The following is a 14373-nucleotide window of genomic DNA, read 5'->3' on the forward strand; positions in this document are numbered from 1 at the left end:
GCGTATCTTAGCCCAGCGGGCAAGAAGCTGTCACAACTAAAACTGGAAAGCATCGCGCAAAGCTGACATGTAACATGCCCCTCATTTGCAGAGCGTAGCGTTTTGTGAATTTGAGCATGTCGATATGGCGTATTAATACCTTTTTTATTTTTTATGAGAATAATAATAACAGGCATGATAATCATAAAATTGTGCCGTTATATTAATGCGATTGTTGTCAGGTGATATTAATAATAACAACTGCATAAAATGAATTAAGTGTTTCGATGAATGTTTTACTCCTCTGCTAGGGTGATGGCTGTTCCCGGATGACCTTATTAATACGGGATTTTTCACACTGTTTACCTATCTTTGCGGAGAAGTATTATGCAATTGCAATTCAAATTAAATATGACCAACGATGCGTGGTATCCCACTCTCGATTTGAATGAAATTAAATCAACGTCTGGCAGCGCGGTTGATATTAAAGAAAAGTTAGTGATCGTATTTTCAGCACCGGGAAAAATCACTGCCGGTGATATTAACGTCGAAACTAATCCGTGGAAACCACTCGGTATTAAGGTGGAATCAACAGACGTCGGCGGCGGAATTTTCGATGTCAAAGTGATCGTCGAACCGACTGACGGTCAGCCTGTCGGCGACGCTATTCAGAAAATCCATATGGGGCTGAACGTCTCTTCTGCCGATTCGCCTGCCTGGTCTGATTTCCGTGAAACCTTTGCGCTGGCCGCAGACGAAGAGCCGGGTGTGACCGGTGAGCTGTCAGTCAGTTGCCCGCCGTTGCCCGCCGGATTAAAAAATACCGCAGTCGAACTGCGTCTGGTACGCGGCGACAAGACCCTGCGTGTTTTGCCGGGGTTTGGTCACGTGTCTACCTTCTCCGTCAATGCAGGGAATTACACTGTCATTGCGACAGATTTAAGCACGGATGACGGCACGATCCGCGTTCCCGTGAATATCGGTCAGGCAGAAATCACTATTGATAAAGGCCGCACCACGTCGCTGGCCATCACTTTCGGCGCAGTGGATCGCAGCACGACCATTGATGTTGCCCTGAATTTCTCAGGTCTTGCCGGTTTGCGCGATGAAGAACTGACACTGATTTGCAGCGAGAATGGCACGGATAAACTGAGCCTGCCGGTGCGTTCCGGTCAGCAATATCGTCTGGAACATTTGCCTGTTTCTGGCCGTTTTGAAATCCGCCTCGCCGATTTACGCCTGAACAATGTTCATTATCTGTTTGATGATTACGACGGTCAGTTCGACGGTCAGTATCACAGCATTAATTACACGCAGGCACAGGTCAGCCAGCGTGGTGATTCACAGTCCAATGCGGCGAAGCTGACGGTCAGTGTGAAGGCAGATGCTGCGGTCAGTAAATCCCTGACCCTGCGACTGACGGACAATTCCGTTCCGCCACGTCAGTACCGCTTTGATGCGATTGCTGCGCAAAATGGCAACATTGAGCAGGCGGTTCTGGTTGCGCCGGGTTCTTATACCGTGGTTTCCGACACCTTTATTCTCGATGGCGTCGTGCATTACGTGGATGTCAGCCCTCAGCCTTTACTGGTCAGCGCGAATGCACCGGTACAGCTGACTGTGGCGGTAGTGAAAGGGGCGAATCTGCGCGTGAAAGGTTTCCCTGAGTTCCTCACCTTTGGTGCCTGCGCCAATATGGTGCCGACTAACGTGGATGATTTTGCCGCGGCACGTGTCTCTTCAATTTTCAAATATTCCGGTGATGACGGCATGGGCGATGCGGGCGATTATCTGTCACCGTCTAAAGAACCGACGCTGCAAATTATTAAAATGGCGCGGGACGTTTCCGCCAAACTGAATGAACCCGTGCTGCCGCTGATGGTGTCTTATACCTGTAACTTATCCCTGGGCGATGTCACGAATATTATTGCCGATCCGGTACGCCATAAATTCAGCTTCGCCAACTTTATTCAGTCGCTGCAAATGTCGCAGTCCCAGAAGGATGCCGAACATCCGGTGCCAGCCGGGTATATTGTCAATCCGGATTATCTCGGCGAATGCCAGAAATACGGTTTCCTGCCGACGTATGAAATTCCGGTGCGTCAGCCTCTGAGCGAAGCACTGGCCCATCACAACGTGAATGTGCAGGTTCCTGCGGGCATTACCAATACCCTGAAAGGTTATATTCGTGCGGTGAACTGGCTGACGCGCGTGGTTGCGCCAGACGTTGTACTCGGCTGGCAGGTCAATCTGTGGGGCGTGGCGGGTTCGCAGTGGGTTTACAAAGATTTCGTCTATGACGATGTGTTTGATGCCGCTGACCTGCAACATAAAAAAATGACAGTTGATCCGTTCACTGCGGGCAGACTGACGGCGCAATATGCGTTGCTGGTCGGCGTGTTTGATGACATCGAGTATATCCGTGCAGACGGTTCGCCTGATGTGGCGAAGGGCGCTGATTTTATGGCGGCAGACCGTTACGAAGCCGATGACTTCACTATCCGTTCGTATGCCAATGGTTATTGTTATTCTCCATACGAATGGGAACGCACTTTTGATTTCTGCGCTTCATTAAGCCGTCACCTGCGTCAACCGGTTCTGCCATGGCAGGTTCCGGCCAGCCATCTGCCGACGTCTGCTGATGATGTTAATGCCGATTTCAACACCCAGAACTGGGGCAGCGGCGGCAGCTACCTGATGGGGCATTCTGAAATCGGGACCTCGGTGGATGCGATCCATGAACGCCTGCTGGCGCTGAAATTCGATGCGGCTTATGCATCAATGATGGGTAACGACACCCGTGAACTGTTCTCACGTCATTCATGGGATCTGTCCACGCCGAAGTATCTGGATTTCCCGTCACGCGGTATTTTCCATGTCCACTTAGGTGGCGGTGCGACGACCGGTGTGATCAGCGGTGTGGGCGATGCCAGCAGCTGGATGCGCAACAAACTGAAAGCCTATCGTGATAATCCGGTGAAATTTGAGGAAAGCAGTGCGCTGAAGTCAGGCAGCCAGTGGCGTTCCAAAACGCCGACGGTGAAGTAACCACGCAGTACTTTTAACGCGGGCGGGTCCGGTACAGCGGGCCCGCCACTTCCGGTACCGGTGACAGTTTTTAGCTGTTGAACCGGTTTTTTTTTACCACAAGGCGAAGCCTGCGGGCCATCCGCTGTCACCGTTAATCTTTCGGGATATTGCACCGGGTGAAAATGTAACTAAGCCGTTAAGCTACATGAACAGAAATGTACACAGAATCCTCCCGGAAGCGTAAAATGACGCGGCTGCACGGGTTTTTTATCGGATTAAAGGTGTGCATTGGCAGCAGCAACTCTTCAGTGGTTCCCGTTTTCCGTTACGGAATGAAGGGTTGAGATTTGATGAGTTTACAGATATTCCCGCTGTTTTCTTTATCCCCGGATCCGCCTCCTTCCTGACATTAAAAGCCCTGCTAAAATTCAATAAGTAATCTCTCTGATCCTTTGGGATTTTGCCGTGTTGAACATTTTCCAAACCCGTTGGCGAGGCTACCTAGTGCGTAAAGCAATTATTGTTGATGACCATCCTTTCATTCTGGCAACGGTCAGGATGCTGGTCATCAATGCTGGATTTCAGGTTGTCGCTGAGTGTGACAACGGTATTGAGGCCTTACAGCAATGCGAGTCACTGCAACCTGATTTGCTGGTGCTGGATTTAGGCATTCCCGGACTGGGCGGACTGGAGGTGATCCGCCACTTACGCGAGCGTAAAAACGCCTGCAAAATCGTCGTGCTGACCTCCCAAAACAGCGAGCAGTTCACCTTGCCCTGCATCCAGGCGGGAGCGTCCGGTTATGTGTCGAAGAACGATAACCTTTCGATGCTAACGGGCGTCATCAATGCCGTGATGTCGGGTTATTCATTATTTCCGCAAGTCTCTGCCGCCACCGGCGAAACGACGGCAGCGGGGACGGAGAAACTGGCCCGTCTGTCGCACCGTGAAATGCTGGTGATGAAATACCTCATCAATGGCCTGAGTAACAAAGAAATCGCTGAAACATTGTCACTGAGCGAGAAGACCATCAGCACCTATAAAACCCGGTTATACACCAAGTTAAATGTCAGCAATTTACTCGAACTGGCTGACGTCGCCAGCCATTATGAGAATACGTAAATGCGCCTTTTGGGCTGGTTAATCTTAAGCGTATTGCTCTGCACACAGGCAATGGCTGCCGCAGTTTATACCGCCACGCTCCACGGGCAATATAAAGGCCCTGCCCCGGTTGTTTCACTCAGCAGCGCACAGCAGAAGTGGTTGCAGCAGAAAGGGCAGCTCACGATGGGGATTACCGAACCGGGCTACCCGCCTTTCGATATCATCAATTTTGAAAATGATTATATTGGTATCACCGCCGACTATGCTTCACTGATCTCCACCGCGCTGCACATCCCGGTGACGGTGAAAGTTTTTGGCTCACGTCAGGAGGCGATGGCGGCGCTGGCGCGCAATGAACTCGACTTTCTCGGTACATCGAATGGCTTCGATCAGATAGACAAAAACCTCGTGTTATCTGAGGCTTATGCTGAAGACAATCCGGTCTTCGCCAGACGTTCTGACATTCCTGTGCGGCACAGTGAAAATCTGAACGGCGTCTCAGTGGCGATGGTGTACAACTATTTGCCTTCTCAGTGGATACTTGAAGCCTATCCCGACATTAAGCTGAAAATGTATCCCTCCAACTTCAGTGCGATGGGGTCAGTCTCCTTCGGGCAAAACGATCTCTTTCTTGGCGATAACATCAGTGCTGAATTTCTTTCGGGGCGACGAGTGTTCAATAACATCACCATTGAACGCAGGGCCACCCTGCCAAAGACCCAGTTCGCTTTTGCGCTAAACCACGAGAATAAAACTCTTTTATCGCTATTGAATGCGGTCATTCAGGCCGTCACTCCCGAACAGCGGCAGAAGATCCTCAATCACTGGGGGGTTAAGCCGCAGATGATTGATAAAGACAATACGGTTCTTTTCGATGAAAAAGAGCTGGCGTGGCGCGATAACCATCGGGTTTTACGGGTTGCCCTTGAAGATACCAATGAGCCTTACTCATTTTTTGCCGCAGGTGGCGAACCTTACGGGATCAATGCGGATGTACTGAAAGAAGTGGCGAAAATCAGCGGGTTCCGGCTGGTCTGGCATAAGGTCGGGAACGGTGCTCAGGCAAGAGAATTGCTGGAGCACGGTGATGTCGATCTTGCGGTGTCGGTCACCGATAACCTGCAACCGCCGCCGCCGGGCATCCGTTATTCCCCCACTTTTTATCGTGACAGCTACGTGGTTTCCAGCCGCTTAGACAGCAATATCAATATTGACGACATCGGGGATAAACCCTTACGGGTCGCGGTAGTGGACAAAGATCCCATCCTGAAAGTGATTAAAAATGAGTATCCGCAAATGGTGCCGGTGATCAGTGAAGACGCCATAGCCGCTTTTCGTATGCTCAGGGCGAAAAAGGTCGACATCGTGGTAGTTTCACTGGCGGAGTCGGTGTTCATGATTGATAACTTCTACAAAAACCGGTTCAAAATCGACTCCGTGTTTACCAATCAGTCACTGCGCCTGAGCATTGCCATGGCTGATAACAGGCCAGAATTGCTGGCAATTATCACTAAGGCACTGTCCTCTATCCCGCCGGCAAGAATGAGCGAACTGGGCAATCACTGGCGCGGTCAGACGGTCATCGAGCGAAACTTCTGGAATAAAGAACGCCAGCAACTTCTGTACGGACTCCTGTTGCTGGTTGTTTTCCTCATCATCCTGCTGGGTTGGGTTTACTGGCTGCGTAACCTGATAAAGCAGCGGGATAAGGCCGAATCAAAGCTTAACGATCAGCTGACTTTCATGCGGGACCTGATTGATGGAACGCCGCTGCCTATCTATGTGCGTGACTGCAACGGTAAATTGCTCTTGTGCAATACCAGCTACTATCAGCAACTGAATATTCCAGAGAATACCGTGCTGGGTAAAACGGTCTTTGATATGCAGAATGTGCAGGATATGAACGGAGGATGGGCCGAGGAACTCGAAGAAACCTATCTGCAGGTGATAGAAACGGGAGAAAGCATTATCAGTGACCGGATCCTGCGGCTAGCCCAAAATGATTACCGCATTATTCACCACTGGATCATGCCTTACCGGACCGGAAAGGGTGAGATTATCGGCGTCATCGGCGGCTGGTATGACATCAGCGAACGTCACAAAAGTATGGAGCGTTTGCAGACCGATAAAGATCAGGCCGTGCAGGCCAGCGAAGCAAAATCAACCTTCCTGACCACCATGAGCCACGAAATCCGCACGCCGATGAACGTCATTATCGGGATGCTGGAACTGGCGGTGAAAAAAGCCGATGCAGGCATTGTTGATAAATACTCCCTGAATATTGCGTCGGGTGAAGCGCAGGGTTTACTGGCGCTGATTGGGGATATTCTCGATATTGAACGTGCCGAAAGCGGCTACCTTTCGCTGAACCTGCAACCGGAAAATATCGGTCAGCTCATCTCCTCCCTGTGCCGGTTATTCGAAGCGCTGGCGCGACGTAAGGGACTGGAATTCAGTTTAGACATCGCCGGAACGCTGGATTATGGCGTACTGATAGATCCTCTGAGATTTAAACAGATCATCTCCAACCTGCTCAGCAATGCGCTGAAATTCACCGAACAGGGCAAAATCACTGTCAGTGCGGCTGCCCATGTGGAAAGCGCAGAGCGCCTGCGACTGACAATAACGATTACCGATACCGGTATCGGAATTTCAAACGAAGACTGTCAGAAACTTTTCTCCCGCTTCTCACGTGCGTCCAATAATAAACTGTCTTCTCAGCAAAGCTCGGGGCTGGGTCTGCTCATCTGCAAAACGTTAAGCGAAATGATGGGCGGGACGCTGACGCTTAAAAGCCAGCCCGGGCAGGGCACTTCTGCGGTTGTGATATTGCCATTGCAGCGCAGTGCGCTGCCACAATCAGAAAGCCTGCCAGCGACGGTCACAGAGATTCAGGCATCGCGGAGGGTGCTGATTGTCGATGATTACGCGGCTAACCGGGAAGTGCTGACGTTCCAGCTGAACTCACTGGGTCATCATGTGACGGCAGCCGCTGACGGCAGTGAAGGGCTGGCGTCGTGGCGGCGTGGAGATGTCGACTTCGTGATCACTGACTGCAGTATGCCGGTGATGGATGGCTATGAACTGACCCGCCGGATACGTCAGGAAGAAAGGACACAGAATAGATTGCCGGTAAAAATAATCGGCTTAACGGCAAACGCCGTCAATGAAGAACGGCAGAAATGCCTCGATGCCGGTATGGATAAGTGTCTGTTTAAGCCCGTAACCCTGGCAATGCTGGCCGCTCTTTTTGAGACTACACCCGAACCCGAACCCGAACCCGAAGACGCACCGTCTGGTGATGAAAATGAGGTGGATTTAAGCGGGCTGGTCGCGCTGACCAATAACGATCCCGGTAAACTTCATCCTCTTTTACAGACGTTTATTTCGGGTATTCAGCAGGACACACAACAACTTCAGACCGCGTCGGCCTCCGGCGATAGTCAGACGCTGGCGGCCATTGCTCACCGCATCCGCGGTGGCGCTGAGATGATCAACGCGCAGGCCGTCATTGATGCCTGCGATACATTGGAAATTGTGAGTGAGAATGAGGAAAACTGCGACGATGCCGTCAGTGAGTTGCTCGCCGCCCTTGAAACCTTGTCTGCCAGACTGAAAAGGCACATGAGTTAAAACGGCGGCTGCGGATTTATGCCGTCAGCAACCGGCGCAGTGAACTTCTGTGTTTTTCATCCAGCCCGTCAGCCATTTCCCACTGCGTGTTTTCTGCTGCGCGGGTCAGCAGGGCGACCAGCCAGTCGAAAATGTATCGGGCATTACCCTGTATCACGTCATCGCCGAGGCTATCCGGACGCATTCCGGCACTGGCCTGCGCAGCAGGCGCAAAAATCGGTGCGCCCTTATTAATGCGGCTCTGCGGGCGCAGCCCTGCATCCGCCAGGTCGTAACCCAGCCAGCTGACAAAATCATTGACGACATTCCCCGCCTGAGTGACAGCCAGTGCGGCATCGCCATGTTGCTGTGCCAGCGTCGTTTCCAGCGTATCAGCCAGTCCGAGGCGATAAGCCGTGGTGATCAGCGTGTCGCACAGCGTCTGAAGCTGAGTGGCGTCCAGCCCGGCGGCACCGGCAGTGGCCTGATTATGGCCAAGCTGAGTCACATGATTCACCCACAGGGCGAAAACGTCTGCCGCAAAGCTGTCCTGCTGATGTGCTGTATCGGGAGCGGTGTCAGCGTCGTCAAACAAATCGACACTCATCATCAGCGCAGAAGGCTGCCCGGTATTTTTCTGCTGCTGTTGCTGCCAGCACTGATAAAGCGCGTCGCGTGGCAACATCAGCCGGTCAATCAGATCACCTTGTTTTGCCGCCTGAGATTGCAGGGCGCGGATCATCATTTCAGTACGCTGACCCGGTTGTTCATTTTCCGGCGAGATAAAGCGGCGGAACTGCGCGGCAATCCGCTGATGCAGACTCTCCTGCAAGGCGCGAAGCCGGTCCTCTCTCGATACGCCGTTGACTGCCGCCGACAGCCATTCGATCAGACATGCGATATCGCGCTGATCGAGGGCCTGTAATGTACCCCAGCGTTTTCCCGATTGCGTGATGTAACGCTGCACGGCGGCGTCGGTGTGATTGCCACGGGTAAAGCGCAGGTCGAAAGGCGTGATCGCCCAGACCAGACGCGGAAGCGCGCTCTGTGTCTGAGGCTGAGTTTCCTCCACCCAACTTTCCAGCATACGTGCCACCGGGCTCAGACTCTGGCTTTCGGCGACGGCGTTGCAGATAAGCACCGTATCGGGTTGCAGGCATTCCTGATAGCGTGGGAGCTGCCCGGCGGGGATGTCCAGAATATCGACGCCGGTCAGTGAAGAAGGCTGGCTCAGCGTGAAAGTGATTTCGACACACAGGCTGACCAGATCCTGCTGCGGAATGCTCATACGTGTCAGCGTATTTCCATCACGCAGCGGACAGATAATCACGTCGTTATTCAGCTCTGCGGTATTTTCCAATGCGGGAACCAGGAAACCGGGGTTTGGCAGCAGCATATTGTCGACGACCAGACTGAGCGGGGCCAGAACCTGAGTCACTCCGCCTAAATTCTGCAACCTGCGTGCCTGCTGCTGCCACTGCGAACTCAGTGCCGGGTGTTCTCCCCACAGGGTGGAAAGCAATATTGCCCGGTCGGCCAGATCCAGCCAGGGAGCCAGTTCAGCCATCTGCCAGACCAGCGCATCATCCAGATGATACGTGCTTCGAACCGACTGATGATAACAGCGGACGACGGATGAAAATTGTCCGCAGGTCATGCCCGGAATTTCACGCGGCTGGCGGCGCAGTTTCAGTTCAGCCAGTCTGGCAGTGATGGCGCTGCGGGACAGAATGCGCGGCTGGCGGGAAGCCTGATACTGGCGAATCAGCCGCTGTGCCAGTTCACTTTCGCAAAACAGCGTCAGCAGCAGCGGAAAGTTTTCCACTCCGGGTGTCACGACATCGGTGAAACGAATGGCCATCGAAGGCGGGAGATTATCGGGATTAATATGGCGCAGATAATCGAGCGTGTTTTCACCCAGCTGCACATAAACCTCGTCACTCCCTGCGGCGGCAATCATTTTTAGCATGTGGTGTTTACCGGCAACGGAGCTGCCGTAAAACCCCAGCGTCAGCGGTGCATCGTTCAGAGAAACGATCTGTTGCTGGCGCTGCTGTAATTGCATTAACCGCGCCAGCAGGCCGTCCGCTTCCCGATCCAGACGCGGGGAATGCGCGCGGGCATCGTTTACCCATTCAGTGAGTTGATTAAGCATGGCGTCTGACTGGCTCATTTTAGGTATACGTTCCCGCTGTCGATCCAATAGTGATTTTCGCCGTTATAACTGCTGGCGAGCGTGTTCAGTTTCAGGCTTACCGCCCCTTCCGGCAGCGGACTGCCGTCCTGCATTGTGGCGTGCGCCAGAGAGAAGCCGCCGTTTTGCTGATCGTATTGCAGCTGCACCTGCAAAATGCCGTCTCCCGCAATACGTTTCGCCAGCGCCGGCGTGTTGATTTTCAGCTGATACAGCGGCGTCGCCGGCCAGCGTGCATCAGCCAGCTGGCGGAACCCCAGACAAATATCGCCACGCACCGGGAAACTCAGGTTTTCATCCAGCCGGGCTGTCGGGCAGTCAAGATCCACCTGCGCATACCAGACGTTTTCTGCATTCAGGGTCTGATTACCCTCTAACACGCCCAGATAGCGGATGGTGGAATAAGCCTGTATATCGGCGGTTTTAAAGTTGAAACCCGGCAGGCGTAAATCCATCGCCAGACTGCAAAGCATCGCACCCAGCGCCGCGGTGGATTTTGGATTCACCACCCGACCCTGCTGGCCGAAAGGGAAGCGTTCATGGATCTGATAACTGTCCAGCCAGACAATACGGTTGACCGGCACCGGCTGCTGATAACGCAGTAACGCCTGAACACCCGGAAAACAGGAAGGGCGACCGGTAACCAGCAGCACATCACAGCAGTAATGGTTGATCACTTCGCACAACGCCTGAAGCGGCGCCGTCAGGCTGAAGCGTCCGGTGAGCAGGGCTTCTTTGAGCGATGCCAGTTCCACCAGCAGCGGAACGTCCAGCACATCGAAAGGCTGCGCGTCCGCGGGCAGCAGCGGCTGGATGGTCTGATGGATATAATTGATCACATTCTGCGTCGGCTGCCGGGGGATCAGCTCACCGAAACGGCCTTCAAACAGCGCGCCGTTATCATGCGGATCGCTGTTTTCCCAGCTGGCGAGAATGGCGTGACCGAGAGGAATAAACAGCTGCAATGTCACCTGCTGGCGCAGCGTGGCGCGACTTCCGTCGAGGGCGGCATCGCCGAACAGCTTATTCATGACGCGCGCGGCATCAGTCACTCCGGCTTTTTGCAGGGTATTTTCCAGTGCCGGAAGAATGCAGTGGCGGATCACGTCCAGCAGAATGTCGTCCCCGGCAATTTTGAACCCTTCACGGAACAGCAGATTTGGCGTGATTTTGACATTGCTTCCCGCGCCGTCATCCAGCTGATACTGAGTGATCGCCATATCGGTGGTGCCGCCGCCGATATCCACAGACGCCACGCGCAGGGTGCGTCCCTGCGGTTCATCACTGGCAAGCTGCCGGTCAGGGCGCGCAAGGCTTTGGAAAAACACCTCCGCATGACCGGCATAATTATTGATGACTTCGTTATACAACCAGACCAGCTGGCCACAGGTGGCTTCGTCCCATTCCATTTGTACTTTTGGTAAAGGAACCACGGTGGCGCGGCTGCCGGAACCGGGCAGCATATCGTCATCTTTGGGCTGCCAGCCGAGGGATTTCCAGACCAGTTTTACCGCTTCCTGCACCCGCTGGCGGAAAATCTCCCGCTCCTGTTTGGGCATGGCAGAAGGCAGCGTCAGGACGATATCGCGCAACTGGCGCGGTGCGTGAGTCAGCCCCATGCTCTGACGGTGGCCGACGCTGTTGATTTGCGCCAGTGCCTGAGCCAGCAGCTCACACAGCATGATCGTCATCAGCGAACTGCGGCTGTAGTTGGGCGAAAACACCGGCAGACGTTCATCCGGTGGCAGGCTGTACAAGGGCTGCCCGTCATCATTCATCAGATTCATCAGCGGTAACGCGATGGCACGAGGCTCACGCGGTGTTTTACCCGTCAGCTGACTGAAGCGCCACGCCTGGTCCGAGGGGGCATCATCCCACAGATAGCGGCGCGGGCTGGAAATCCCGCTGGCACCTTCGGTTCCCAGACGGCGCGTTGCCAGCAGGCGCGCTTCATCGCCCACGCGGGCAAAAGACGGCCAGACGAACGCCTCATCGCGGCCACTTTCCATTGAAAAATGGTGTTTGCCAAATTTGGCTTCGTTGAATTCCAGACGGCTGGTAAACAGCGGTTCGCTGATGAGTTGCGGCTCCGTCAGTGAGCGGATTTGCAGCTCGGCGCTTTGCTGTAATCCGGCATTTTTCGGGCCATGATCTTCAAGGATCACGCCGCAGGTATGCGTGTTGCCCACATCAAGGATCAAGTCCACCGGAACCGGCGCATTGCTCAGGGTTTCCGTGACGATCTGAACTTCCGGGATCTCGAGCTGGGTACCGAGCATTTCGAGAATATTGAGGAAGTGTGCCTGATACTCGAAGGCTTTCATGGCGCTACTGATATCGCCCGCGCTGCGCTTTTCCTGATGCGTGGCATAGTGAACAAACACTTCACGCAACCAGCCATCGACCCAGGTTTCATCCAGAAACTCACTGATTTCATGATTGTGCCACGCCAGTGCAAAGCGGCTGCCGTCGCGTACATCACGGGTGGTGAGAGCCAGCTGTGCGGTGGCGCTGTCATCGGCGTGAACTTTGGTGTCGAACGCAATACACAAACGCAGGGTGTTACCGGCTTCATCCGGCGCAGGCAGGCGTTTAATCTGCACGCGCGCCCAGTTCGCAGGGCTGTTGGTGAATACGCGCGGCGGACTAAAACGCATAAAAGGCAGCGGCAGCCAGACGTTGTCCATCACCTGCAAAGAATGTTCCAGAGAAACCGTCATCTCCGGGCGGACAAGTTCCGGCTCGCCGCCGTTTTCAGCGGGCAGGGTGAAGCGCTCAGACAGCGTATCGTAGCTGAGACGCAGCAGCGGGCCATTGACGCTGTGACGCACAAAGCGACCCGCGTGCGGGCTTGCGCCCACCGGATTCAGGCCGAAATCCAGAAACTGCACGCTGCTGTTCTGGATGAGCGTAACGGCCGGTTTGAAGTCGATAAGAGTTGCCAGCATGAATTATTTACCCACTCTCAAAAGCGTCATCGGAACGACGGTGTTGTCTTCATAACGGCCGGTACATTGGGCCGCGCCGCTGAGCGGTTGTCTGCAGGTGATTTCCGGCACCTGATAACGGGTGTCATCGCTGCATTTCGCTTTGGTACGGCTCTTAATCAGCAAATTGCCTGACTGCATCAGTCCGAGATAAACGTCGGCTTTACAGACGATATTGTTGTTGCGGGTAATGCTGATGGTGCCTTCACTATTTTTGATCTGATAACGCAGACCCGGCGGGGTGCTGGTCAGCGGATTATTGACGTTGATGCTCGCCTTCCAGCGACCATTCATAAAGGCTGTGGATCCCGCTTTAACCTCATCAGCGGGCAGCACCAGTGCATTTTTATCGATGACCGGTTCCTCTACTTTTTCCACGACAGGCTCTTTCACTGACTCTTCTTTCACCGCTGGCGCAGGCGGCGCAACCACGACTGCAGGCTGAACCGGAAGGTGAGCGGACAGCAGGATTTTTGGCGTTTCGGCCACCGGTTCTGGCGCCGTTTCGGCGATAGTTGCAGGCACGCTGTTTACCGTGGATCCGGCGCGGTAAGGCGTCACCACCAGCGACGGCATCATGGCGGCGATGTACGGCCAGGCGACTGGCAGGCCGATAAACAGGATGCCCACAAAGGCAATCTTCAGCATCAGTCTGCGCCAGAGCGGTCTGGTTTTTTGGGGCAGTGCGGCGGGCTCAGCCTGCACGGTGGCAGCAGGTTCTGACGGCGGTGCAGAAGGCGATGAGAGCGTAACGACAACCGGCTGCGGATCAGCAAATTTTTCTTCTTCAGGCTCAGGCGCGGGCAGCGGATCGGAAGCCTCAATAACCAGCGGCTTATTGATTACAGGCGTACTGATTTCAGGCTTTTCAGCGTCCTGTTTTTCAGCCACCGGCGCAACAACCGGATCGTGTTCCGTGGCGATTTCTGCCATCACAGGTGGCGCGATCTCGCGCAGGCACTCGAGGGGATCATCCTGTTGCGGGTGGTTGAGACGGGTAAATCCCCAGAAAGTGATCACCGGTTTATCATTGACCAGATAGACATGCTGACTGGCGGGAAACTGCACCACCCTGGCCAGCAGTGAGCCAAATAACCGGACGGCGGTTTTTTCAGCCAGCAGGCAGCTTTTGCTCAGCGCACTGGCGCTGGTCAGGCAATTTTCCAGATACCGCAGGGCCTGTTCGCGTTGCTTATCGCTGGCGTAAGCCCACTGAGTGACGGTGCCTTCATACGGCGCATACCAGTCCACTTTATCTTCGGCTTCATTGTGCTGGGGGATCGCCAGGCAATCGAGGAGGATCTGTTGTTTACGCAGACGTAATGTTTCGCGAATTTGTATCGCGCTTTCAAATATTGTCTGGCCGTTTTCACCGAGCGCATTGTAATCGTCCAGATATCCACTGCGCAGTATTAGATTTGCCACTTCACACCCTGTTTAAAATTCCGCATATTTTTACGCTGGCTA

At 53.9% G+C, this 14373-nt stretch carries 6 protein-coding genes; 3 read left to right on the top strand and 3 right to left on the bottom strand.

Annotated features, from left to right (window positions below):
- The first annotated feature begins 366 nt into the window (after positions 1-366).
- The 3 genes from ACJY2G_RS05785 (at position 367) to ACJY2G_RS05795 (ending at position 7746) form a co-directional block, all read left to right on the top strand.
- Complete coding sequence (locus ACJY2G_RS05785; protein ID WP_439291488.1) at positions 367-3027, top strand: hypothetical protein; 2661 nt, start codon at positions 367-369, stop codon at positions 3025-3027.
- A gap of 486 nt (positions 3028-3513) precedes the next feature.
- Positions 3514-4131, top strand: a complete 618-nt coding sequence (locus ACJY2G_RS05790) for a response regulator (RefSeq protein ID WP_439291489.1) — start codon at positions 3514-3516, stop codon at positions 4129-4131.
- Positions 4132-7746, top strand: coding sequence for an ATP-binding protein (locus tag ACJY2G_RS05795; protein ID WP_439291491.1), 3615 nt, complete (start codon positions 4132-4134; stop codon positions 7744-7746). It begins immediately after the preceding gene.
- A gap of 16 nt (positions 7747-7762) precedes the next feature.
- On the opposite strand, the gene ACJY2G_RS05800 is transcribed toward ACJY2G_RS05795, so the two are convergent.
- Genes ACJY2G_RS05800 through ACJY2G_RS05810 form a run of 3 tightly spaced genes read right to left on the bottom strand, consistent with a single transcriptional unit; the run spans position 7763 to position 14331 of the window.
- On the bottom strand, positions 7763-9898 hold the full coding sequence (locus ACJY2G_RS05800) for a virulence factor SrfC family protein (RefSeq protein ID WP_439291492.1): 2136 nt from the start codon (positions 9896-9898) through the stop codon (positions 7763-7765).
- Positions 9895-12867 carry a virulence factor SrfB gene (locus tag ACJY2G_RS05805; RefSeq protein WP_430319968.1) on the bottom strand — a complete coding sequence of 991 codons (2973 nt, stop codon included), beginning with the start codon at positions 12865-12867 and terminating at the stop codon, positions 9895-9897. Before ACJY2G_RS05805 ends, ACJY2G_RS05800 begins: the two co-directional genes overlap by 4 nt.
- Positions 12868-12870: 3 nt before the next feature.
- Positions 12871-14331: an SrfA family protein gene (locus tag ACJY2G_RS05810; RefSeq protein WP_430319967.1), complete on the bottom strand. Its 1461-nt coding sequence runs from the start codon at positions 14329-14331 to the stop codon at positions 12871-12873.
- Positions 14332-14373 lie beyond the last annotated feature (42 nt).

The organism is Rahnella sp. ATs2, assembly GCF_051851855.1.
Classification (GTDB): Bacteria; Pseudomonadota; Gammaproteobacteria; order Enterobacterales; family Enterobacteriaceae; genus Rahnella; species Rahnella variigena.